Annotated in this window: 21 protein-coding genes; 6 read left to right on the top strand and 15 right to left on the bottom strand. The window is 69.6% G+C overall.

Features of this window, described 5'->3' with window-relative positions; genetic code table 11:
* Positions 1-73: 73 nt before the first annotated feature.
* The 5 genes from P8627_RS14535 to P8627_RS14515 form a co-directional block, all read right to left on the bottom strand.
* Positions 74-1,504: a TRAP transporter large permease gene (locus P8627_RS14535; RefSeq protein WP_279964968.1), complete on the bottom strand. Its 1,431-nt coding sequence runs from the start codon at positions 1,502-1,504 to the stop codon at positions 74-76.
* A gap of 3 nt (positions 1,505-1,507) precedes the next feature.
* Positions 1,508-2,242, bottom strand: a complete 735-nt coding sequence (locus tag P8627_RS14530; protein WP_279964966.1) for a TRAP transporter small permease — start codon at positions 2,240-2,242, stop codon at positions 1,508-1,510.
* 73 nt (positions 2,243-2,315) lie between these two features.
* Positions 2,316-3,323, bottom strand: a complete 1,008-nt coding sequence (locus tag P8627_RS14525; protein WP_279964964.1) for a DctP family TRAP transporter solute-binding subunit — start codon at positions 3,321-3,323, stop codon at positions 2,316-2,318.
* Positions 3,324-3,529: 206 nt separating this feature from the next.
* Complete coding sequence (locus tag P8627_RS14520; protein WP_279964962.1) at positions 3,530-4,738, bottom strand: sigma-54-dependent transcriptional regulator; 1,209 nt, start codon at positions 4,736-4,738, stop codon at positions 3,530-3,532.
* Positions 4,735-6,402 carry an ATP-binding protein gene (locus P8627_RS14515; RefSeq protein WP_279964961.1) on the bottom strand — a complete coding sequence of 556 codons (1,668 nt, stop codon included), beginning with the start codon at positions 6,400-6,402 and terminating at the stop codon, positions 4,735-4,737. Before P8627_RS14515 ends, P8627_RS14520 begins: the two co-directional genes overlap by 4 nt.
* Before the next feature lie 78 nt (positions 6,403-6,480).
* Here P8627_RS14515 and P8627_RS14510 point away from each other — a divergent pair, with 78 nt between their 5' ends.
* Together P8627_RS14510 and P8627_RS14505 are read left to right on the top strand one after the other, a co-directional pair.
* Positions 6,481-7,641 (top strand): cytochrome P450, encoded by a 1,161-nt coding sequence (locus P8627_RS14510; RefSeq protein WP_279964960.1) that lies wholly within the window; start codon positions 6,481-6,483, stop codon positions 7,639-7,641.
* 151 nt (positions 7,642-7,792) lie between these two features.
* Positions 7,793-7,999 (top strand): YgaP family membrane protein, encoded by a 207-nt coding sequence (locus tag P8627_RS14505; protein WP_279964959.1) that lies wholly within the window; start codon positions 7,793-7,795, stop codon positions 7,997-7,999.
* 75 nt (positions 8,000-8,074) lie between these two features.
* Here the strand turns inward: P8627_RS14505 and uvrA are convergent, their stop codons facing one another.
* From uvrA to P8627_RS14490, 3 genes are all read right to left on the bottom strand, one after another.
* Positions 8,075-10,957 carry an excinuclease ABC subunit UvrA gene (gene uvrA / locus P8627_RS14500; protein WP_279964958.1) on the bottom strand — a complete coding sequence of 961 codons (2,883 nt, stop codon included), beginning with the start codon at positions 10,955-10,957 and terminating at the stop codon, positions 8,075-8,077.
* A 94-nt stretch (positions 10,958-11,051) separates the two neighbouring features.
* Complete coding sequence (locus P8627_RS14495) at positions 11,052-12,203, bottom strand: MFS transporter (RefSeq protein WP_279964956.1); 1,152 nt, start codon at positions 12,201-12,203, stop codon at positions 11,052-11,054.
* Between the two features lie 45 nt (positions 12,204-12,248).
* Positions 12,249-13,055 carry a methyltransferase domain-containing protein gene (locus P8627_RS14490; RefSeq protein ID WP_279964955.1) on the bottom strand — a complete coding sequence of 269 codons (807 nt, stop codon included), beginning with the start codon at positions 13,053-13,055 and terminating at the stop codon, positions 12,249-12,251.
* Between the two features lie 204 nt (positions 13,056-13,259).
* On the opposite strand from P8627_RS14490, the gene P8627_RS14485 reads away from it, so the two are divergent.
* The 3 genes from P8627_RS14485 to P8627_RS14475 all read left to right on the top strand — a co-directional run bounded on the left by P8627_RS14485 (position 13,260) and on the right by P8627_RS14475 (position 14,765).
* Positions 13,260-13,562: a hypothetical protein gene (locus tag P8627_RS14485; protein WP_279964954.1), complete on the top strand. Its 303-nt coding sequence runs from the start codon at positions 13,260-13,262 to the stop codon at positions 13,560-13,562.
* Between the two features lie 121 nt (positions 13,563-13,683).
* The gene (locus P8627_RS14480) at positions 13,684-13,974 is read left to right on the top strand and encodes an antibiotic biosynthesis monooxygenase family protein (protein WP_279964951.1); all 291 of its coding nucleotides are present in this window, start codon (positions 13,684-13,686) and stop codon (positions 13,972-13,974) included.
* 122 nt (positions 13,975-14,096) lie between these two features.
* Positions 14,097-14,765 carry a hypothetical protein gene (locus P8627_RS14475; RefSeq protein WP_279964949.1) on the top strand — a complete coding sequence of 223 codons (669 nt, stop codon included), beginning with the start codon at positions 14,097-14,099 and terminating at the stop codon, positions 14,763-14,765.
* 118 nt (positions 14,766-14,883) lie between these two features.
* On the opposite strand, the gene lpdA is transcribed toward P8627_RS14475, so the two are convergent.
* From lpdA to P8627_RS14445, 6 genes are all read right to left on the bottom strand, one after another.
* The gene (gene lpdA / locus P8627_RS14470; protein WP_279964948.1) at positions 14,884-16,278 is read right to left on the bottom strand and encodes a dihydrolipoyl dehydrogenase; all 1,395 of its coding nucleotides are present in this window, start codon (positions 16,276-16,278) and stop codon (positions 14,884-14,886) included.
* A gap of 136 nt (positions 16,279-16,414) precedes the next feature.
* Positions 16,415-16,621 (bottom strand): hypothetical protein, encoded by a 207-nt coding sequence (locus P8627_RS14465; RefSeq protein WP_279964947.1) that lies wholly within the window; start codon positions 16,619-16,621, stop codon positions 16,415-16,417.
* Positions 16,622-16,684: 63 nt separating this feature from the next.
* Positions 16,685-17,257, bottom strand: coding sequence for a DUF924 family protein (locus tag P8627_RS14460; protein WP_279964945.1), 573 nt, complete (start codon positions 17,255-17,257; stop codon positions 16,685-16,687).
* A gap of 15 nt (positions 17,258-17,272) precedes the next feature.
* The gene (locus P8627_RS14455) at positions 17,273-18,559 is read right to left on the bottom strand and encodes an MFS transporter (protein ID WP_279964943.1); all 1,287 of its coding nucleotides are present in this window, start codon (positions 18,557-18,559) and stop codon (positions 17,273-17,275) included.
* Positions 18,560-18,700: 141 nt separating this feature from the next.
* On the bottom strand, positions 18,701-19,648 hold the full coding sequence (locus tag P8627_RS14450; RefSeq protein WP_279964941.1) for an Acg family FMN-binding oxidoreductase: 948 nt from the start codon (positions 19,646-19,648) through the stop codon (positions 18,701-18,703).
* Positions 19,649-20,113: 465 nt separating this feature from the next.
* Positions 20,114-20,836: a hypothetical protein gene (locus tag P8627_RS14445; protein ID WP_279964939.1), complete on the bottom strand. Its 723-nt coding sequence runs from the start codon at positions 20,834-20,836 to the stop codon at positions 20,114-20,116.
* Between the two features lie 294 nt (positions 20,837-21,130).
* Here P8627_RS14445 and P8627_RS14440 point away from each other — a divergent pair, with 294 nt between their 5' ends.
* The gene (locus P8627_RS14440; protein ID WP_279964938.1) at positions 21,131-21,988 is read left to right on the top strand and encodes a PhzF family phenazine biosynthesis protein; all 858 of its coding nucleotides are present in this window, start codon (positions 21,131-21,133) and stop codon (positions 21,986-21,988) included.
* A gap of 48 nt (positions 21,989-22,036) precedes the next feature.
* Here the strand turns inward: P8627_RS14440 and queA are convergent, their stop codons facing one another.
* Complete coding sequence (gene queA / locus P8627_RS14435) at positions 22,037-23,089, bottom strand: tRNA preQ1(34) S-adenosylmethionine ribosyltransferase-isomerase QueA (RefSeq protein ID WP_279964937.1); 1,053 nt, start codon at positions 23,087-23,089, stop codon at positions 22,037-22,039.
* Positions 23,090-23,098: the final 9 nt, after the last annotated feature.

The following is a 23,098-nucleotide window of genomic DNA, read 5'->3' as shown; positions in this document are numbered from 1 at the left end:
CAGCGGTCTTCAAGGAAAACGGCGCCCGGTTTCCCGGACGCCGTCCCATCGCGTCTCGGCCGCAGCCCGCGCCCTACCTGATGATCACCTCCGGCCCCATCACCGAGGTGGGCAGCCAGAGCGAGATCGCCGGGATGTAGGTGATCATGATCAGGAAGACGAACAGCACCGCCAGGAACGGCAGCGCCGCCTTCACGACCGCCATCATCGACATGCCCGCCACGCCCGAGGTGACGAAGAGGTTCAGCCCCACCGGCGGCGTGATCATGCCGATCTCCATGTTCACCACCATGATGATGCCCAGGTGGATCGGGTCGATCCCGAGCTCGATCGCGATCGGGAACACCAGCGGCGCGACGATGACCAGAAGGCCCGACGGCTCCATGAACTGGCCCCCGATCAGCAGGATCACGTTGACCACGATCAGGAAGGTGATCGGCCCCAGCCCCGCGCCCAGCATCGCGTTGGCGATGGCCTGCGGGATCTGCTCGTCGGTCAGCACGTGCTTCAGGATCAGCGCGTTGGCGATGATGAACATCAACATGATGGTCAGCTTGCCCGCCTCCAGCAGCGTATTGCGCGTGTCGCGGTGGAAAAACGCCGTCAGCAGCGTATGCGGATTGCGCATCAGCGACCGGGGCGTCCCCTCCACCGGCCCGGCCACTGCCGCGCCCACCGATTGGGCGGGGCGCGGGGCCAGCGGGCCGATGTCGCGATAGACGAACATCGCCACCACGAAGGCGTAGACCGAGGCCACCGCCGCGGCCTCCGTCGGGGTGAAGATCGCGCCGGTCACGCCCGGCACTCCGTAGATGCCGACCATGATGATGACGATCAGCATCAGGCCCCAGAAGGCGTCGCGAAAGCTCGCGCCCACTTCGCCCCAGCCCGCGAACTCGCCCGAAGGCATGTTCCTGATGCGCGCGAAGATGTAGATCGTGACCATCAGCATCCCCCCGGCCAAGAGGCCCGGGATGACGCCCGCAAGGAACATCCGGCCGACCGACACGTCGGTGGCCGAGGCATAGACCACCATCACGATCGAGGGCGGGATCAGGATGCCCAGCGTGCCCGCGTTGCAGATAACGCCCGCGGCGAATTCCTTGGAGTAGCCCGCCTGCTTCATCGCCGCGATGACGATCGTGCCGATGGCGACCACGGTCGCCGGGGACGAGCCCGACAGGGCGGCGAACATCATGCAGGCGAAGACGCCCGCGATGGCCAGCCCGCCGCGCAGATGGCCCACGCAGGCGATCGAGAAGCGGATGATCCGCCGCGCCACGCCGCCCGTGGACATGAAGCTCGAGGCCAGGATGAAGAACGGGATCGCCAGCAGCGTGTAATGCCCGGCCATCGCCTGGTAGAAGCTCGCCGCGATCGAGCCCAGCGAGGTATCCGAGAAGGCCAGCTGGAAGACGATCGAGCTGAACCCCAGCGCGACCGCGATCGGGACCCCGACCAGAAGCAGGCCAATGATCATCGTGAAGAGAAGGACGACTTCCATGGCTCAGCTCCTGCGCGCGGGCGGCAGCTGCCCGTCATAGAGTTCGGCGGTGTCTTCGCCGGCATAGTGGTGTGACGCGGCCTCATCGACGGCATCCTCGACCTCGTGGCTGACGATGAGGCTCTCGCGCTCGCCCTTCACGATGGCGATGAAGGCCTGCACGACCCGGAACAGGATCAGGGCCGAGCCCAGGGGCAGGATGAAATAGGGGATCACCCGGGGCATCTTCTCGTATGCCTCGCCCTGGTTGATCAGCGGCTCCAGCCAGCCGAACAGCCAGCGCATCGGCGGGACCTGGTCGGTGACGTACCAAGCCTGCTCGCGCGTCTCCTCGAAGCCGGTGGGGAACCACGTCCCGCTGGTACGGTCGAGCGCGGCATAGGGCGCCCAGTAATCCCACGCCCCCTTCAGCATCAGCAGCGCGTAGGCGATGGTCACCACCCCCGCGAGCAGCGCGCAGATCCGTTTGCCGCGCGTGGGCAGCACGTTGGTCAGCGCGTCGACGCCCAGATGCGAGGTGATCTTGAAGGCGTAGCTGACGCCGAAGATCACCAGCCACGCGAAGAGGATGAGGATGACCTCGAGCGACCAGATGAGCGAGCTGTTGAAGACGTATCGCAGCACGACGGCCACGAAGGTCAGCAAGGTCATCAGGCCCAGCAGGACGGCGATGGCCGTCTCCTCGAACGAATGCACGTAGCGGCCCCAACGGCCCTTCGGCTCATATCGTGTCGACATGGGCACCCCCCTCCCTATGGCGTCCGGGCCGCGCGATGGCGGCCCGGAACGGTAGCATCTGAATGCGAACCTGTCAGTTCGAGAAGGTCATCGCGGCGTCGATGTTCTCCTGACCGATCGACTCGGCGAACTGCGCCCAGACCGGCTTCATCGCTTCGACCCAGGCGGTCCGCTGCTCGGGCGTGAGCTGGCGCACTTCGCCGCCGGCATCGACGATGGCCTGCTTGGCCGCCTCGTTGACGTTGGTCGACTCGGTGTTCCGGGCCACGGTCACCTCGTCGAGGATCGTCAGGAACTGGTCGCGCACGTCGGCGTCCAGGCTGTCGAGCCAATCCACCGAGGTCACGACGAGGTAGTCGATGATGCCGTGGTTGGTCTCGGTGATGCCGTCCTGCACCTCGAAGAACTTCTGGCCGTAGATGTTGGACCAGGTGTTCTCCTGCCCGTCGACGACCCCGGTCTGCAGCGCGCCGTAGACTTCGGCGAAGGCCATGGGCTGCGGCGAGACGCCGATCGCTTCCATCTGCGCGACGATCACGTCCGAAGGCTGGACGCGGAACTTCAGGCCCGCGGCATCCCCGGGCATCATCAGCGGCTTGTTGGCCGACATTTGCTTCATGCCGTTATGCCAGAAGCCCAGGCCCTGAAGGCCGCGACGCTGCATCGAGTCGAGCAGGGCCTGACCGGCCTCGGACGCCTGGAACGCGTCGACCGCGGCGATGTCCTCGAACAGGAAGGGCAGGTCGAACAGCTGGAAGCCCTTGGTGAAGGGCTCGAACAGCGACAGCGACGGCGCGGCCAGCTGGATGTCGCCCTGCAGCATCGCCTCGAGCGCCTTCTCGTCGGTGTAGAGCGTGGAGTTCGGGAAGACCTCCATGCACATCGTGCCGTCCATCTCGGCGTTCACGCGCTCCTGCAGCAGGCTGGCGGCGATGCCCTTGGGGTGACGGTCGGTATTGGTCACGTGCGAGAACTTGACGACGATCTCGCCGTCGTCGCAGCCGCCATGGGCGTCGGCGAAGGCGGCCCCGGCGGGGATGGTCAGCGCCAGCGCGGTGGCGGCGGTGGTCAGGTACTTCATGGATATCCTCCCTTTCGTGCCCTCCTCTAGGACACGTTGCGACGCGACGTTACGGCCTGCGCGGGGCGCGTAAAGCGGCAAAATCGACCCAGAGGTTTTCTCTGCCCCTCAGGTGTTTGCGCGATGTCCTTCACGTTCGGGCGCGGGCTTGTGCGGAAATCCGCACGCTCCCGGCCGCCGGCCTGTGCGGAAATCCGCACATATCCTCACTCGTCGCGGTAGTCCTCGGGCTTCAGCCCGTGCCGCGCCAGCTTGTCGTAGAAGGTCTTGCGCGGCAGATCGAGGTCGCGCGCCGCGGCACTCGCCTGCCCGCCATGGCGCTCCAGCGTCTCCACCAGGATCGAGCGTTCCACCGCGCGCATCCGCTCCGCCAGCCCCGCGCGCGGCGTGCCGGTCCGCTCCTCCAGCCCCATCGCGTAGCGCATCGCGTGGTTCATCAGCGCCCGCGCGTTGCCGCGCCATTCCCCCGCCATCAGCCGCGCCTGCATCTCGGGCGGGACCGTCGGCACCGGGATATCCGCCTGCTCGCAGGCCGAGGCCAGGTAATGCGCAAACAGGACCGGGATGTCGCCCGGCCGGTCGCGCAGCGACGGAATATGCACGCGCAGCCCCTCCAGACGGTAGAACAGGTCCGGCTCCAGCACGTCCAGCAGCGTCGCGGGATCGCGATTGGTCGCGGCCAGCAGGCGCGCGCCCTCCTCCTCGGGCAGGCGATGCTGCAGCCCGCGCGGCAGCGCCTCCACATGGTCGAGAAACAGGCTGCCCCCCTCAGCCAGCCGCAGCGCCTCCTCCAGGCTCGCGGCGTCCAGCGCCGGCGCGGCGCGCTTGACGAAGGGCCCGCCGGCGCGCGCGGACAGCAGATGGATCACCTCCGCCACCTTCGACGTCCCCGTGCCCGGCTCGCCATGGATCAGAACCGGCCCCGCCGCGCGCCCGACCGCGCGCACCGTGTCGCGCAGCGCCTGCGACTGGGGCGAGGTACCGCGCAGGATCCGCGCCGCCGCGTCCCCGCCCTCCTGCGCACCCCGCGCGCGCCGCGCCTCCAGCGTCGCGCGCCGCAGGCTCAGCGCGCGGCGCACCGTATCGACCAGCGCGTCCGGGTCGCAGGGCTTCTCCAGGAAAGCGAAGGCCCCCTCCGACATGCCGCGCACCGCCGAGGGCACATCGCCCTCGCCGGTCAGCAGGATCACCGGCAGGTCCGGATCGACCCGCCGCGCCACGCCCAGCAGGTGGAAGCCGTCGCGCCCGGGCATCCGCACATCCGACAGCACCACGCCCGCCAGATCGCGCGTCAGCCGCGGCTCGGCGGCCAGGAAGCTGCCCGCCTGCACCACCGACAGATCGGCCAGCTCCAGCGTCTGGCACAGCGCCTCGCGGACATGCGCGTCATCCTCGATCAGCAGTACGTCGCTCACCCCGCCGCCTCCGCCGCGATGGGCGGCAGGGTCACGGTGAACTCCGCCCCCGTGCCCGTGTTGCGCCCGCGGATCGTGCCGCCGAAGCCCGAGACGATGCCGTAGCTGATCGACAGGCCCAGCCCCAGCCCGGCGCCGACCTCCTTGGTGGTGTAGAACGGGTCGAAGACATGCTCGGGACTGTCGAGGCCGGGCCCCGTGTCGCGCACCGTGATCCGCGGCGGATCGGCCTCCAGCGCGATCTCCAGCAGGCGGGTCTCGCGCTCGGCCATCGCGTCCACGGCATTCGAGATCAGGTTCACCAGCACCTGCCCCAGCCGCACCTCGCCGCCCATCGCCCGAACCGGCCCGGGCGCCAGGTCCAGCCGCGTCTCGATCCCGGCCTCGCGGCGGCGCGTCTCGGTGATCTCCAGCGCGGCCTCGATCACCGCGCTCAGATCGGTCTCGACCGCCGGCTCGGGCTCGGCCCGGGCGAAGGCGCGCAGGTTGCGGATGATGCGGCCCGCGCGATGCGCCAGCATTCCGATCTTGGCCAGGTTGTCGGCCGCCGCCTCCGTCCGCCCGCGTTCCAGGAAAGTCGCGCCGTTCTGCGCGAAGCTGCGGATCGCCATCAGCGGCTGGTTCAGCTCGTGGCTGATGCCCGCCGACATCTGCCCCAGCGCCGACAGCTTGCCCGCCTGCACCAGCTCCGATTGCGCGCGCTTGAGCGCCGCCTCCGCCTCGCGCCGCTCGCCGATCTCGGCGGTCAGTTGGCGGTTCGCGGCCTGCAGGTCGCGCGTGCGCCGCGCCACCCGATCCTCCAGCGCGGCATTGTCCCGCGCCAGCCGCCGCCGCCGCTCCCACAGCACCGCGAGCAGCGCGCCCAGCACCAGAAGCCCCGCCCCCGCGGCCAGCGCCCGCGCCTGCGCCAGCTGCTTGGCCGGCGCGATGTCGAGCAGCAGCTCGGCCAGCAGGTCCAGCGTCGGCAGCGGCAACTCCAGATGCAGCGCGTGATCGGGGACGTAGCGCCCGGCATCGACGCGGCGGATATCGAAGCCCTGGATCGGCGTCAGCTCCTGCCGCGGCGGCCCGCCCAGCAGCTCCTCGCGGTTCGACACCACCACGTCGCCCGCCGCGTCGGTGAAATAGATGGCCTGCGGCTCGCCCCGCCAGCCGCTCTCGATGCCCGAGAGCGAGCGCGTGACCGCCACCGCCCCCGTCACCTTGCCCGACGGCCCGAAGACCGGCGCCGCATGGGTCACCGCGCGCCCCTCCGGCGCGGGCCCGAACCCCAGCGCGCCCTGCCCCGCGCGGTCGAGCCAGGACGCGCCTGCGACGGGCGCCAGCCGACCCGTGGCCGCCGCCACCACCGTGCCATCGCGCTGCAGCAGCAGGATGTCCGACGCCCCCGCCCGGTCGGCAAAGCCGCGCAGCGCCGCGCCCGCCTGGTCGAGATCGCCCTCGCCCGACAGCCAGGCCCGCGCCCGCGGGTCGGCCGCCAGCAGAACCGCCAGGTCGCGCGACCGCTGCAGCTCCAGCATCAGCCGGTCGGCGGCCAGGCTCAGGTCCGAGCGGCCCTTGGCCTCCAGCTGCGCCAGCGCCTGGCCCAGCGTGACCCACCAGACCAGCCCCGCCAGCAGGGCCGCGCCCAGCAGCGTGGCGATGGGAAGAAGCGCGCGCGACATGCCGGCAGTGATACCGGCGGGGCCGCGCGGGCGGCAAGCCGTCTTGACCGACCCGCCCGCGCCGGGCACCCCGCGCCCATGCAGCGGCTCCGCCAATCCCCGACCGATCCCGGCTTCGTGCAGGATCCCTATCCCTTCTATGACCGGCTGCGCGCCGCGGGCCCGCTCGCCATCTGGGAGGATTACGCCATGCCCGGCGCCGCCGGGCGGGATACGGTCGATGCGCTGCTGCGCGACCGCCGCTTCGGGCGCGAGGATCCGTTCCCGCCAGACCGCCCCGCGCACCAGGCCGGCTTCTGGGCGGTCGAAGACCATTCCATGCTTGAGCTGGAGCCGCCGCGCCACACCCGCCTGCGCGCCCAGGTGCTGCGTGCCTTCACCTCGCGCCGCATCGCCGCGATGGGCCCCGAGATCCGCGCCCTCGCACACCAGCTGATCGACGCCATGCCCGCGGGCCCCTTCGACCTGCTCGAGGCCTTCGCGCGGCCCTTCCCGGTCCGCGTCATCGCGCGCCTGCTCGGCGTGCCCGAGGCCGATGCACCGCATCTCCTGCGCTGGTCGAACGCGATGGTCGGCATGTACCAGGCCCGCCGCAGCCACGCCGACGAGGTCGCCGCCGCCGAGGCCGCCACCGAATTCACCGCCTACCTGTCCGACATCCTCGACGCGCCCCGGCCGGGCGGCCTGATCGCCCGGCTGGCCGAAGTCGCCGCCGAAGGCACGCTCAGCCGGGCGGAGGTCAACGCCACCTGCATCCTGCTTCTGAACGCGGGCCACGAGGCGACGGTCCACACGCTGGGCAACGGCGTCGCGGGGCTCTGCGCGGCGGGGCTCTGGGGCGCGCCGGTGACCGAAGCGCTGGTCGAGGAGGTGCTGCGCCACGACCCGCCGCTGCACATGTTCACCCGCTACGCGCTAGAGGATGTCGCGGCCTTCGGCCACCGCTTCGCGCGCGGCGACCGGGTCGGCTTGCTGCTCGCGGGCGCGAATCGCGACCCCGCCGCCTATCCCGACCCCGCCCGCTTCGACCCCGCCCGCTTCCCCGACGCGCCCCCGCCGGTCAGCTTCGGGGCCGGGCTGCATTTCTGCCTCGGCGCGCCGCTCGCGCGGCTCGAGCTGCTGGAAGGCCTGCGCGCCCTGACCGCGCGCCTACCCGGCCTGCGCGTGGTCGAGCCGCCGCGCTACGCCGATATCTACCATTTCCATGGGTTGAACCGGCTGATCGTCGCGCGGGACTAAGGGCGAAACCCGGCGGTGAACCGGCGCTCAGCGCGGGCGGAGGCCGCCGAAATCGCGCGCGGCCCACGCCCCGGCTTGATCCACGTCATGGCCGGCCCCGCGCGGCTGCGGCATCGTCATTCCGTATTCACCGCTTATCGGAGGCTTCGAGATGCTTACCAAGAACATGGGCCAGACCGACCGGACGCTGCGCACGGTGATCGGCGTGGTCCTTCTGATCCTCGCCATCGTCTCGCTCTCGGGCGCCTGGGCCTGGCTGTCCGGGCTGGTCGGCGTGGTCCTGCTGGCGACGGCGGCGACCGGCTACTGCCCGCCCTACGCGCTCCTCGGCATCAGCACCCGCAAATCGCATAGCTGACGCCGAAGCGCCGGCCACCGCGCTCCCGGTCCGGGGCGGGCGAAGGGGGCAGCCCCCCTTGCCCGATGCCCCGGCCTATTCCGCCGCGATCCGGCGGCCGGCCAGCAGCGGCTTGAGATAGCGCCCCGTGTGGCTCGCCTCGACCTCGGCGATCTCCTCGGGCGTGCCGGTGGCCACGATCTCGCCGCCGCCATCGCCGCCCTCGGGGCCGATATCGATCACGTGGTCCGCCGTCTTCACCACGTCGAGATTGTGCTCGATCACCACGACCGAATTGCCCTGGTCGACAATCTCGTGCAGCACCTCCAGAAGCTTTCGCACATCCTCGAAATGCAGCCCCGTCGTCGGCTCATCGAGGATGTAGAGCGTGCGCCCCGTGGAGCGCTTCGACAGCTCCTTCGACAGCTTCACGCGCTGCGCCTCACCGCCCGACAGCGTCGTCGCCTGCTGGCCCACCTTGATATAGCCCAGCCCCACGCGCATCAGCGCGTCCATCTTCTCGCGGATCGTGGGCACCGCCTTGAAGAAGGCCTGCGCATCCTCGACCGTCATGTCCAGCACGTCGGCGATGGACTTGCCCTTGAAGCGGATCTCCAGCGTCTCGCGGTTGTAGCGCTTACCCTTGCAGGTCTCGCACTCGACATAGACGTCGGGCAGGAAGTGCATCTCGATCTTGATCACCCCGTCGCCCTGGCAGGCCTCGCAGCGGCCGCCCTTGACGTTGAAGCTGAAGCGCCCGGGCTTGTAGCCGCGGGCCTTCGACTCGGGCAGACCGGCGAACCAGTCGCGGATCGGGGTGAAGGCCCCGACATAGGTCGCGGGGTTCGACCGCGGCGTGCGCCCGATGGGCCGCTGGTCGATATCGATCACCTTGTCGAGATGCTCCAGCCCCTTGACCGTCTCGCAGGGCGCGGGCGTCTGGCGCGCGCCGTTCAGCTTCATCGAGGCCGTCTTGAACAGCGTCTCGATGGTCAGCGTGGACTTGCCGCCGCCCGACACGCCCGTCACGGCCACGAACTTGCCCAGCGGGTAGTCGGCCGTCACGCCCTTGAGGTTGTTGCCGGTCGCGCCGACCACGGTGACCTTCTTGCGGTTGCCCTTGCGCCGCTGCGCCGGCACCGCGATCTCGCGCCGCCCGGCCAAGTAGTCGCCGGTCACGCTCGCGGGGTTCGCCTCCAGCTGACCCGGCGTGCCATGGGCCACGACCGTGCCGCCATGCACCCCGGCCCCGGGGCCGATATCGTAGACGTAATCGGCCTCGCGGATGGCCTCCTCGTCATGCTCGACCACGATCACCGTATTGCCCTGGTCGCGCAGGTTCTTGAGCGTGGTCAGCAGCCGGTCGTTGTCGCGCTGGTGCAGCCCGATGCTGGGCTCGTCGAGCACGTAGAGCACCCCGGTTAGGCCCGAGCCGATCTGGCTCGCCAGCCGGATCCGCTGGCTCTCGCCGCCCGACAGGGTCCCGGCGTTCCGGCTCAGCGTCAGGTATTGCAGCCCGACATTGTTCAGGAATCCCAGCCGCTCGCGGATCTCCTTGAGGATGGCGCGCGCGATCTCGTTGTTCTGCTTCGACAGCTGGCCCGGCACCGCCTCGCACCAGCGCAGGGCTTCCGCGATGGACATCTGCACGACCTGGCCCACGTGCAACCGCGCATCCGTTGGCCCGTCCGCGGGGCCGATCTTCACCGCCAGCGCCTCGGGGCGCAGCCGGAACCCGCCGCAGGCGCCGCAGGGGCGATTGTTCTGGTAGCGCTCGAACTCCTCGCGGACCCAGGCGCTGTCGGTCTCGCGGTAGCGGCGCTGCATGTTCGGGATCACGCCCTCGAAGACGCGGCTCACCTCGTAGACGCGGCCCCCCTCGTCGTAGCGGAACTTGATCTTCTCCTCGCCCGAGCCGCGCAGGAACACCTGCTGGACCTCCTCGGGCAGGTCCTTCCAGGCCGCCTTCTGGTCGAAGCCGTAATGCTTGGCGATCGCCGCGATGGTCTGGGTGAAATAGGGCGACTTGGTCTTGGCCCAGGGCGCGATCGCGCCCTTCTGCAGGCTCAGCGTGACATCCGGCACGACCAGCCGCTCGTCGAAGAACAGCTCCGCCCCCAGCCCGTCGCAGACCGGGCAGGCCCCGAAGGGCGCGTTGAAGGAAAACAGCCGCGGCTCGATCTCGGGGATGGTGAAGCCCGAGACCGGGCAGGCGAATTTCTCGGAGAAGGTAAACCGCTCGGGCTCCCCCTCCTTCGGCGCGGTCTCGAGGATGGCGATGCCGTCGGCCAGGTCCAGCGCGGTTCGGAAGCTGTCGGCCAGCCGCGTCTCCAGCCCCTCGCGCACCACGATGCGGTCCACCACCACGTCGATGTCGTGGCGGAATTTCTTGTCGAGCTCGGGCGGCGTGTCGAGGTCGTGGAATTCGCCGTCCACCTTCACCCGCTGGAAACCCTGCTTGCGCAGCTCCAGCATCTCCTTGCGGTACTCGCCCTTGCGGTCGCGCACGATGGGCGCCAGCAGATAGCCGCGCGTCCCCTCCGCCATCGCCATCACACGGTCGACCATGTCCTGCACCTGCTGGGCGGTGATCGGCTCGCCGGTGGCGGGCGAATAGGGCGTGCCCGCACGGGCATAGAGCAGGCGCATGTAGTCGTAGATCTCGGTCACCGTGCCGACGGTCGAGCGCGGGTTCTTCGAGGTCGTCTTCTGCTCGATCGAGATCGCGGGGCTCAGCCCCGAGATGTGATCCACGTCGGGCTTTTGCATCATGTCGAGGAACTGGCGTGCATAGGCCGACAGGCTCTCGACATAGCGGCGCTGGCCCTCGGCATAGATCGTGTCGAAGGCCAAGCTCGACTTGCCCGATCCCGACAGCCCGGTGATCACGACAAGCTGGTCGCGCGGGATATCGACGTCGATCCCCTTGAGATTGTGCTCGCGCGCGCCGCGCACCTCGATGAACTTCTGCTCGGCCATGCCAGCCCCCGAAACCTGCCAAACCCGTTACCTAGGGGGCGCGCGCCATCATGCAATCCGCTTCGACGCCGCGTCCCGCCCCGGCGGAGAACGTTCAGCGAACGTCTACCACATCGCCATCGACGGTGCCAGCCGCCCGCCGCCCCGCCCAGCTGCCCAGCCCCAGGCCCAGCAGCGCGGCGGCGACGCCCGTCCAGATCACCGCCTCGATCCCGAAGGCGGCCCAGATCGCGGCCAGCACGGGCGTGCCGCTGACCGTGCCCAAGTTGCCCAGCTGCGCAATGGCGCCGGTGGCGCGGGCGCGGTCGCCCGGATCGGCGTTCAGCGCGGGGATCGCGGCGAAGCTCGCCCCCGGGATCAGCCCCATCGCGGCGAAGGCGAAGGGCAGCGCGCCGGGCACGCCCGCCATCTCGGCCATGAGCCCCAGCGCGGTTCCCACGAATCCCGACGCAGCCACCTTCCACGGCACGAAGCGGCGGCAGAGCGCGCCGCCCAGCAGCGTCGTGACCAGCGTGAAGATCGGCAGGCTCGCCGCCAGCCCCGGCCGGTCCAGCCCGGGCGGCAGGATCGCGATCAGCGCCACAAAGAGGAACGTGTAGCACACGAAGCCAAGCCCCGGCGCCACCGTCCGCATCCGCGCGTAGATCGCGCGATGCGTGGCCACCGGGTTTAGCGAGACGCGCGTCCGCGGGATCCGCGGCACCATCGGCCAGAGCGGTACCGCCAGCGCCAGCAGCGCCGCACCGTGCAGCGCGAAGAGAAGCGGCAGCCCGCCGACCGCCAGGATCGCCGGGAAGATCACCGCCGAAATCGCCAGCGACGCCCCGAAGAACAGCGCCCAGAGGCCCATCACCACCGGCCGGTCCCGGTCATCGGCCGCCGCCGCCATCAGCGCGGGCCCGGCCACCACCAGCGCAAGATGCGCGAAGCCCTCGACCGCGCGGCTGGCCACGAACCACCAATAGCCCGGCATGAAGGCCTGGATCAGCGACATCGCTCCGCCCAGCAGCAGCCCGCCCAGGAAGGTGCGGCCCGGTCCCAGCCCGGCCGTCACCCCGCCCGCCATCGCGCCCAGCGCCAGCCCCATCAGCCCGACCAGCGACACCAGCGGCGCGATCTGCGGCAGCGGCCGCCCGAAGGCCGCCGCCGTCTCCGGTAGGGTCAGGGCGATCTTGCCGAACTGCGCCGCGGCCAGCAGCCCGGCGAGGAAGATCAGGGCGACGAGGCCCCAGCGCGTGCGGTCCATGCCTCCCCTTGCCAGAAGGCCGGCGCGCCCGCCAGCCGCGCCGCCCTAGCGCACCGAGATCACCGTCGCGAAGGGCTGGAAGCCGTAAAGCCGGCCCTCGGCGATCCGCCGGTCGTGCTCGGCCACGAGCGCGTCGGCGAGGTCCTGGCCGATCAGCCCCATCTCGACCATGCGCCGCCCGCCCAGGCCCACCCATGTCATCGCGCCCTGCCCCTCGGCGATCACCCGCGGGTCGATCCGCAGGGGCCCGGGCTTGAAATCCGCCTCGCGCAGAAGGTCGCGCAGCCGCGCCACCAGATGCGCGTCGGTCACGAAGTAATGTGCGAAGAACTCCGCGCAGGCCTGCAGCGGATCGCCCGGCCCGCTCGACAGCGAGGTCTTGGCGAAATCCGCGTCGCAGACCACCAGCCGCCCGCCCGATTTCAGCACCCGCGCCGCCTCGCGCAGCAGGATCGTCGGGTCGGGCACGTGGCTCAGGACGGTGTGCATCACCAGGTTGTCGACGCTGCGCGCCTTGAACGGCAGGCCCGCCCCGTCGGCCACCTCGAAGGCCAGGTTCGGCAGGTCCCGCGCCAGCTCGCGTCCCGCAGCCAGCAGGGCCGGCGACGGATCGGTCGCGACCACCCGCCCCGACCCGGCCCGCGCCGCCATCGCCCGCGCGATCGCGCCCGTGCCCGCGCCCACCTCGACATGCAGCCCGTCCCCAGGCCAGTCCAGCGCGTCCAGATAGGCCGTGACGATGCGCTGCATCGCGGGCTCCGCCGCCCGCGCCTCCAGCGCCCGGATCACCGCGTCCACGAACGCCTCGCCGGCATTCTCCACATCGCCGAACGGATCGCCTTCCCGCGCCATGCCGGCCCCCTTTTTCCCATGTCCCGGCGGCCACCCTAGCACAGGGATCGCCGCCTCGCGCGGGCCCGTCCCCTGCAGCCGGAAATGGCCGACGCCGCGCGCCCCCGCGCACCGACCGGCCGCCCGGGCCGCTTTCATGCTAGGATCGCGCCAGCGGTTCGGCCGCTTCGGCACGCGCCGCCGCATTTTTGGGAGGGAATGTCGATGATCGCCAGGATTACCACCTTCAAGTTCAAGAAGGACAAGCGCGCGGCCGCCATCAAGACGATGGAGAAGCTCAAGCCCCAGATCATGGGGCTGCCCGGCATGGCGCATTTCATCAACGCCATCGACGAGGAGGGGCACGGCTACGTCGTCTCGCTCGTCAAGGACCGCAAGACGTCCGAGCAGAGCCGCGAGAAGGTCTCCGAGCTCTGGTCGCAATTCGCGGAATATCTCGAGGGCAAGCCCGAACCCAGGACCTATGACGTGGTGGCCGATTGGCAGACAGCGGCCGCGCACGCCTGAGGCATTTGCCCCGGGATGGAGAAGGGGGCGCCCCGGCGTCCCCTTCGCTTTTTCGGGCCGGGAATTCGGCGGTTCAACCGCGCCGGGCGATCTGTTTTGCTGTCGCGAAAGGAGACCTATCGTGATCACCCGCATCTACCGCGTCCGCATCAAGCCAGACCTGCGCGAGGCCTTCGAGCCCCTGTTCCGGACCGTCGCCCGTGCCTCGGTGACGCAGTATCCGGGGTGCCGTGAGGTGACGGTGGGCGGGCCGTCGGAGGCGGATCCGGACGAATACGCCATGATCTCGGTCTGGGACAGCGCGGAAAGCCTGAGCGAATTCGCGGGTGCGGACTGGACCGTCGCGCATATTCCGGACGGCATGGAAAAGTTCGTCGAGGCCTGCTGGGTCCATCACTTCCACCACATGTGACCCGCCCCCCGGCCGCATGACCCGGGTCCCGGACCCGCTCAGCCCCGCGACAGGGCAAATTTCTGCCATCTTGCGCGGATATCCTCCGCCCCTCGCGCAGCAATCGAGGGGCAGCGCCCGGAATGTTCGACGAGGGAGCGAAACTCACCCTGTTCGCCATCGGCCTGGCCGCGCTGTTCGTCACGCTCGTTGGCGAGAAATACGCGCCGCCCCCCGAAATCGCGACCGCGGTGAACACCGCGCGGCTCCCGTCACTCCCGCTCAGGGCGGAGCCGGACGGCGCGCCCGCGCAGACGGCCGTCAAGGCGATGCGGGTCGGATTGGCCGAGGGGTTCGAGGCGCGTCTCCTGCATGGCTACGTCATCGAGGGGCGCGTCGTGACCCGCCGCGAGTTCCGCTACGACGCGACGAGCCCGGTCTCTCCGCTCGACCTCGGGATCGTCTGGGGCGATCTGGCCCGCCCCGGCGGCACCGACGCAATCGAATTCCGCACCGCGCCGCGCGCCGTCTGGGCCATCACGCCGCCCGACGCCGCCCTGCCCGCCAACTGGTCGGAGCAGGTCACCAACAACCACCTGATCCCGGCGAACCAGGCGGTGAGCGATGCACTGATGGCGATCGAGGTCGGAGCGCAAGTCCGGCTGCGCGGCTATCTGGTCGAGGTCACCGGCGATCGCATCTCGACCTGGAGCTCCTCGACGCGGCGCGACGACAGCACGATCGTCGGCGGCTGCGAGATCATCCTCGTGACCGATGTCGAAATCCTGCCGGACGGCGAAACGGCCGCCTGACAGGCGCCGGGCGGCCGCCGCGCGTCCCACCGTCCGCCGGCCCGCAAAACGCGAAAGGGCGGCTCGCGCCGCCCCGTCCCGTCCAGTCCCGTCCGGCCCCCGGAATCGGGGGTGGTGCTCAGAAGTGGATCGCGCGCCCGTCCGCGTCGAGCACGCTCTCGTGCATCATCTCCGACAGGGTCGGGTGCGGGAAGACGGTATGCGCCAGGTCCTCCTCGGTGGTCTCCAGCTGGCGGCCGACCACGTAGCCCTGGATCAGCTCGGTCACCTCGGCGCCGATCATATGCGCACCCAGCAACTCGCCGGTCTTCTTGTCGAAGACCGTCTTCACCATGCCCTCGGGCTCGCCCAGCGCGATGGCCTTGCCGTTGCCGATGAAGGGGAAATGCCCGACCTTGATGTCGTGCCCAGCCTCCTTGGCCTGCGCCTCGGTCAGCCCGACGCTCGCGACCTGCGGATGGCAATAGGTGCAGCCCGCGATGCTCTCGGGGCGCACCGGGTGCACGTCGTTCCGGCCCGCGATCAGCTCGGCCACCATCACGCCCTCGTGGCTGGCCTTATGCGCCAGCCAGGGCGCGCCGGCGATGTCGCCGATCGCATAGAGACCCTCGACCCCGGTGCGGCAGTATTCGTCGGTGACGACATGGCTGCGCTCGATCTTCACGCCGGCCTCTTCCAGTCCCAGCCCCTCGACATTGCCGACGATACCGACGGCCGAGATCACGGTGTCGAACTCGTGCGTCTCCGACTTGCCCTTCGATTCGATGGTGGCGATCACCTTGTCGGCCTTGCGGTCCAGCTCCTTGACGATGGCCTTCTGCAGGATCGTCATCTTCTGCTTCTCGAACTGCTTCTTGGCGAAGTTCGAGATCTCCTCGTCCTCGACCGGCAGGATGCGGTCCATCACCTCGACCACCGTCGTCTCGGCGCCCAGCGTGTTGTAGAAGCTGGCGAATTCGATCCCGATCGCACCCGAGCCGATGACGAGCAGCTTCTTGGGCATATGCGGCGGCTGCAGCGCGTGCTTGTAGTTCCAGACCCGCTTGCCGTCCGCCTCCAGCCCCGGAAGGTTGCGCGCCCGCGCCCCGGTGGCGACGACGATGTTGGGCGCCGTCAGCTCCTCGGTGCCCTTGTCGGTCGTGACCGAGACGCGGCCCTTCCCGGCCAGCTTCGCCTCGCCCATGATGCTGGTGACCTTGTTCTTCTTGAACAGGTGCCCGATGCCCGAGCTCAACTGCTTGGCCACACCGCGCGAGCGCTTGACCACCGCGTCGAGGTCGTAATCGATCCCCTCGGCCTTCAGCCCGAACTCCTTGGCGCGGTGCATCAGGTGGAACACCTCCGACGAGCGCAGCATCGCCTTGGTCGGGATGCAGCCCCAGTTCAGGCAGATCCCGCCCAGATGCTCGCGCTCGATGCAGGCGACCGTCAGGCCCAGCTGCGCGGCGCGGATGGCGGCGACATAGCCGCCGGGGCCGGCGCCGATCACGATCATGTCGAATGATTTGGCCATTCTGACGTCCTCCGGGGAAATTCGTTCAGCCTTGAACTACCCGGCGCATGACGCGGGGAAAAGGGGGCCGTGCGAAAAGGCCGCTCTGCGCGCCGCGCATGGCGCGGGATCGGACGCGCCGGCGCGCCCCCGGGGCTCAGCCCTGCGGCGGATGGATCGCGCGCCAGCGCACCCAGCCGAAAAACATCAGCATCGCGCCCGCCAGCGCCACGAAATAACCCGCGGGCACCACCCAGATCGGCAGATCGACCAGCCCGGCCACGCCGTGCAGCCCCAGTCCCAGCAGGATCATCGCCATCGAGGCCCAGGCCAGGCGCGAGCGGGCGAGGTAATTCGGTCCCATGTCGTCCTCCTTCGCTGTCGTCGTGATGAAGACGATAGGGCGCGCCCCGGCCCCGGCCAATTCTCAGCCGTCCTGGAACGCGCGCAGCAGCGCCCCGTAGCCGCCCTCGTCCATGAAGGCGCGCTCCTCGGGCGTGCTGGCCCGGCCCAGCGCCTCGTTGCGGAACGGGAATCGGCCGAACCGCGCAATGATCTCGCGGTGGACCCGCGCGTGCAGCAGCGTCTCGGGCGCCTCCATCCGTTCCCCGATCAGCGCCACCGCGCGGTCCTGATCGGCCATGTCCTCGGAATGCTCGAAGGGCAGGAAGAAGAACTGCCGCGGCGAGGGATCGATCTGCTGGTCCAGATCCGCCGCCACGCTGCGCGCCGCCACCGCACGGGCCAGCGGGTCGGTGGCGAAGGCCCGGGCGTCGTCCCGGTGGATGTTGCGCGAGAACTGGTCGGTCAGGATCAGGAAGGCCAGCGCACCCCGCGCCGTGTGGATCCAGTCGAAGAGCGCCCCGTCCCGCGCCGCCTCCCAGGCGGACAGGAAGCGCGCGCGGATTTCGGCGTCGAGCGCCGCGCCGCCCTTGTACCAGTCGGCCGGGGATTTCTCCTCCAGCCAGAACCGCAGCACGTCCTCGGGATCATGCGCCATCGGATCCTCCTCCCCTCATGCGGCCTTGCCGCTGCCTGCCTCCGCGTCCTCGACATGGGCGGCGTCCCATTCCTCCTCCCACTCCTCGACGACCGAGCCGATCGTGACATAGGTCGTCCCCAGCGGCGAGACCGCGACATAGCCCGCGCTCTCGTCGACCACGCCCTCCGGGTTCTGCACCATCCGCCAGATGCCGTAGCCCCCGAGCGCCAGCATCAACGCCCCGATGAACAGGAAGAACCCCTCCGGCCCGACCGCGCCCATCAGCCAGCCGGTCAGGATCGGCCCGCCGATCGCGCCCAGTCCGTTGATGAACAGAAGCCGCGCCGAGGCGGCGGCCATGTCCTCGGGCGTCAGGTAGTCGTTCGTATAGGCCAGCAGGATCGAGTAGAGCGGGTTCGCCATCCCCCCCACCAGGAAGGCCGCGACCAGCAGCGCCGGGTACCCGCCCAGCCCGCTGAAGCCCAGCAGGCAGCCCAGCGCCGCAATCCCCGCGCCCGCGATCACCAGCCTGCGCCGGTCGTAGCGATCCGAGGCCCAGCCCATCGGGTACTGCACCAGCATGCCCCCGGTGTAGATCGCCGACACGAAGAGAGCGATCTGCCCCGCCGTCAGGTCGGCCAGCGCGCCGAACACGCCCGCCATCCCGAACATCCCCGAGAACACGCCGCCCAGCAGGAAGATCCCCACGCAGCCCAAAGGCGAGACGCGGAAGATCTCGCGGAAAGACATCGGCTTGGCGGTCTCGAAGGGCGGCACCGGCGTGGCCGACAGAAGGATCGGCGCGAAGCTCAGCGACACCAGCACCGAGACCAGCACGAACAGCCCGTATTGCGACGCGTCGCCCAGCGCGAAGAAGCCCTGCGCCGCCACGATCCCCACCATCTGCGCGATCAGGTAGAGCGACAGCGCCCGGCCCCGCGTCTCGTTGGTGGTGGTGTTGTTCAGCCAGCTCTCGGCGACGATGTAGATGCCGCAGAAACAGAACCCGAGCAGAAGCCGCAGCCCGGTCCAGGCGATCGGATCGGTCAGCGCGGGATACAGGATCAGCCCGGCCGAGGCGAAGCTGCCCAGCGCCGCGAAGACCCGCACATGGCCCACGCGCTGGATCATGTGCGGCACCGATTGCGACCCCAGCAGGAAGCCCGCGAAATAGGCCGACATCACCACCGACATCCAGCCGGTCGAGAAGCCTTCGATCTGGCCCCGCACACCCAGCAGCGTGCCCTGCATGCCGTTGCCGACCATCAGCAGGGCCACGCCCAGAAGCAGCGCCCACGAATTCCGGATCACGATGAACATGGGCGGCCTCGATTCGCGCGTATGGGTTCGGCCCGCGCCTACGCCCGGGGCCGCCATGCGTCCATCCCGAATGCGAAGTCGATTGTCGCAAAGCCGCGCGCGCGCAAATCGCGCCCCTCGGGGCCCCGAGGGACGCGGTGCTCAGCCCGTCATCACCGCGGCGAGCGGCCGGCGCGGCGCGGGCGGCAGGATCGCCTTCTGCCGGCCGATCCGCAGCAGGATCTGCGGCGCGCCCTCCCCGCCGCACAGCGCCGCCAGCCGCGGCCGCAGCGCCGGCAGCTGCACCGGCTGGTTCAGGTAGGATGCCTGCAGCCCCGCCGCCGCCGCCACCAGCAACAGTCGCTGCAAGGCCTGTCCCGCGGCCAGCCGGTCGGCGGGCCCGTCGGCGTCCGTGCCCAGCACCGCCAGCACCGGCGCCCGCAGGGCCAGCGCGCGATCCTTCGCGCCCACCCGGCCGCCCAGGTCCAGCCGCCGCACCACCGCCCGCGCCACGGGCACCGCCGGCGCGGGCAGGCTCAGCCCGTCGCCCTCCCGCTTGGGATGCATCCAGCGGGCCAGCTCGTCCCGCCAGGCCGGATCGCGCCATTGCGCGGCGTCGCCCTCGGCCACCAGTTCCGCGATGCTGCTGCGCTGCGCCGCGTCGCCGATGATCGCGAGCCGCGCGCCCTCGGCCTCCGCCGCGCGGACCAGCGCGGCGACGTCGCCCTCGGCGACCGCCCCGGCGGCGAAGGGCCCGCGATGGGTGCGCCGCCCGGCGATCGCCGGGGCGAGCGCGGCCAGCGCGGGATCCGGCGGCCCCGCGAAGCCGATCCCGGCCAGAAGCTCCGGGTCCGCGGCGTCGGGAAAGGCCCGGACCTGGCAGCCCAGGCCCGCCGCCGCCGCCGCGGCGCGCAGGTTGAACAGCGCGCAGCCGCAGCTGATGACCAATTCCCGATCCTCGGGGTCGTTCACCGGCAGGGTGCGGTCCCCGTCCGCCCGCAGGCGCAGCTCCGTGCCGGCGATCTCGAACAGCCAGGGCTGGGTGTTGTGGCTCGACGGCGCCAGCACCGCCTGCGCGATCAGCTCTTCCAGGATGGCGCGGTCGGGCATCTCGGGCACTCCGGGCGGCGCGGCGGTGAAGGGGCGCAGCGCCGGATCGGCCGGCGCCGCGCCCCGCGTGTCGGCTGGGTCGCGGGTGCTCCCCCCAGGCGCCCCCCGGGCCCGTGCCGTCACAGCCCCACGCTCTCGCGATCCGGCCCGGCGCGCATTGATGCCTGTCAAGGGCGGCGTGGGCCCGCTCCGCCCCTCCGGCACTCATCCCCGCGGAGAGCGGACAGCGCGGTGCGGCCGCCAGCAGCAACAGCGGCTGCAAAGCCTGTCCCGCGGCCAGCCGGTCGGCTGGCCCGTAGGCGTCCATGCCCGGCACCGCGAGCACCAGAGCCCGCAGGGTTGAGGCACAAGTCTGAGACCGGCTCATTCAAAGTTTCAGAGGGGACGCTTGGGAAACTGGTCCGAGACACCAATCACACTCTGGACGGACTCTTTCAACAAGCTCCAGATCGCCCGCGTAGCCCTTCAATTTGGCGCTACACTTCTTTCATTGCGACGCTGCGTGATCTGCGCTTCATAGCCTCTAAGAAAGGCCGCGCGCTGCGGGCAGTCCTCAAGAATCGAGAGTTGAATTGCGCAATAGAGTGACTGGATTGCCAAACTCAGTTCCGGCAAATCGGCACGCCCCTCTTTGAAGAGGTCGCCTCTAACTCTATGAAGCATTCTGACTTCTTCATTTGCATCGTTGGACATCAGGGTTCCCTTGAAGTACCTCTTTCTCTTTTCTCCGTTGGTTTGATTTCCGGGAAAGGCGCTTATAATCGCCTCAAAGGCGACCCACAGAAGGATGAAGGCTTCTTCTGGGAAACGTTGCGATAATGCTTTGTCTATCAAAATGTGTGCCTCGTCGGGGATGCGTCTAATTTTCGCCTCTTCAATCGGTGGATCGCCAAACAAATTGAGCGCTTGTGTGTCAAAGAACGATGCATATGCGGGGTCAGAGACCCATCTATTTTCGGATCTGCCCTCATCCGACCGCCAAAATAAGCACGCCTCCCTTGCGGCAGGAATTCCAAATGTCATTCTCAGGAGGTTTGCCGCACTCAGCATCCTGACACGCCCAAGATCACGTTCTTGAGCCGTTAGAAATCGAGCGGTAATCTTAAGAAACGTAGAATTTTCGGGAACGGCTATTTCCGAGAGGCTTGAGACTGGACGCCCCTCGGGGCCATAGGTGAGGAAAAACATCCTTCGGAGTGCCGATAGGCCAGATGGGCAGCACATCGAAACTTCCAAAGCGCCATAGCCATGGCCTCTGAGAATAGTTTGCATGCGATCGAGTTGACTGGGAGGGAAAGCCGAGCTCCAGAGCACTTCCGAAACGAATGAGGCAGACCCCGATTCTCTAACGTCACCCGACATATCGCACCCCTTCAAGGCCCGTTGATGCCAAAAGCTTAGACAACATACGGATTGTCAATATGCGTATATCTGGCCGAAAGAAGCAGGCCAGCTTTAGGAACGGTTCGGAAAGGATCGCCCATGGAAATCCAGCGCCTCTCCGCCTTCGCCGATGCCGGACGCGGCGGGAACCCGGCCGGCGTCGTCATCGGCGACGCCCTGCCCCCGCCGGCCGAGATGCAGCGCATCGCCGCCGAGATCGGCTATTCCGAAACCGCCTTCGCCGCGCCCGACGGCGCGGGCGGCTGGACCGTGCGCTACTACGCGCCCGCCGCTGGAGTGGCCTTCTGCGGCCACGCCACCATCGCGCTGGGCGTGGCGCTCGGCCGCCGCGCGGGGCCGGGCCGCTTTCCGCTCGCGCTGCGCGACGCCGCGATCTCGGTCGAGGCGACGCGCGACGGCGCGGATTGGCGCGCTGCGCTGACCTCGCCGCCGACGCGCTCCGCTCCGCTCGACCCCGGGCTGCGCGACCGGCTGCTGGCGCTGTTCGATCTGACGGCCGGGGATCTCGACCCCCGCCTGCCGCCGCGCCTGGCCGAGGCGGGCGAGCGCCACGCGATCCTCGCGCTGCGCGACCGCGCCCGGCTCGCGGCGATGGCCTACCCGTTCTACGCGGGCCAGGCGCTGATGCGGGACGCGCGGCTGACCACGATCTCGCTCCTGCAGATCGAGACCCCGCGGCTGATCCATTCCCGCAACGCCTTCGCCATCGGCGGCGTGGTCGAGGACCCGGCCAACGGCGCCGCCGCCGCGGCGCTGGGCGGCGCGCTGGTCGATCTCGACTGGGACGGGCTCCGCGAAGGCGGCGCGTTCACCGTGCTGCAGGGGGCCGATATGGGCGCCCCCTCGCGGCTGGAGGTGACGGTGACCGGCACCCAAGGCGACCCGGTCACCGTGGCCGGCGCGGTGCGCGATATCGCGGAAGGGGATGTCGAATGACGTCCGACACGGATCACCCGCAGATCACCCGCAGATCATCCACGGATTTCACCCCTCCGGCAGCAGCAGCGAGGCATCGCCGTAGCTGAAGAACCGGTAGCGGTTCTCGACCGCATGGGCATAGGCCGCCAGCATCCGCTCGCGCCCCATCAACGCGCTGACCAGCATCAGCAATGTGCTCTGCGGTAGGTGGAAATTCGTGATCAATCCGTCGGTTACGCGGAACTCGAAACCCGGGTAGATGAAGATATCCGTCTCGCCCCGGAACGGCGCGATGGTCCCGTCCCGCGCCGCGCTCTCGATCAGCCGCAGCGCGGTCGTCCCCACTGGGATCACCCGCCCCCCGTCGGCCCGGGTTTTCGCAATGTCTTCCGCAGCTTGCGCGGTGACCTCGCCCCATTCCGCATGCATCTTGTGGGTGGTTACGTCCTCCACCTTCACCGGCAGGAACGTCCCCGCCCCGACATGCAGCGTCACCTCGGTGAACTCCACGCCCCGCGCCCGCAACGCCTCCAGCAGGGACGCGTCGAAATGCAAGCTCGCCGTCGGCGCCGCGACCGCCCCGGAATGGCGCGCCCAGATGGTCTGGTAGTCATCGCGATCGGCCGCATCGGGCTTGCGTTTGGCGGCGATATAGGGCGGCAGGGGCATCTCGCCCGCGACTTGAAGAACGGCGTCCAAGTCCTTGCCGCTGCTGTCGAACTGTAGCGCCACCTCGGTCTCGTCCTTGCCTAGGACCCGCGCCGTCAGCCCGGCGGCGAACTCGATCCGGTCGCCTTCGCGCAGCTTGCGCAAGGGCTTGCCCAGCGCCCGCCAGGACCCGTCCGGCAGCGCCTGCGTCAGGGTGAATTCGCAAGCCGCCCGGCCCGAGCCGTCGCGCGTCTCGCGCGCCCGCTCGCCCGAGAGCCGCGCGGGGATCACCTTGGTGTCGTTCAGCACCAGCCGGTCGCCCGGCCGCAGCCAGTCCGGCAGGTCCGACACCCGCGCATCGGTCAGCCCCGAAGGCCGCACCACGAGCATACGCGCCGAGGATCGGGGCCGCGCGGGACGGGTCGCGATCAGGTCCTCGGGCAGGGTGAAATCGAAATCGCTCAGCTTCATGCCGCCGCC

It is taken from the genome of Jannaschia sp. GRR-S6-38, assembly GCF_029853695.1.
Lineage (GTDB): Bacteria > Pseudomonadota > Alphaproteobacteria > Rhodobacterales > Rhodobacteraceae > Jannaschia > Jannaschia ovalis.
The sequence above is the reverse complement of the archived record's forward strand: the minus strand, read 5'-3'. Positions and strand labels throughout refer to the sequence as shown.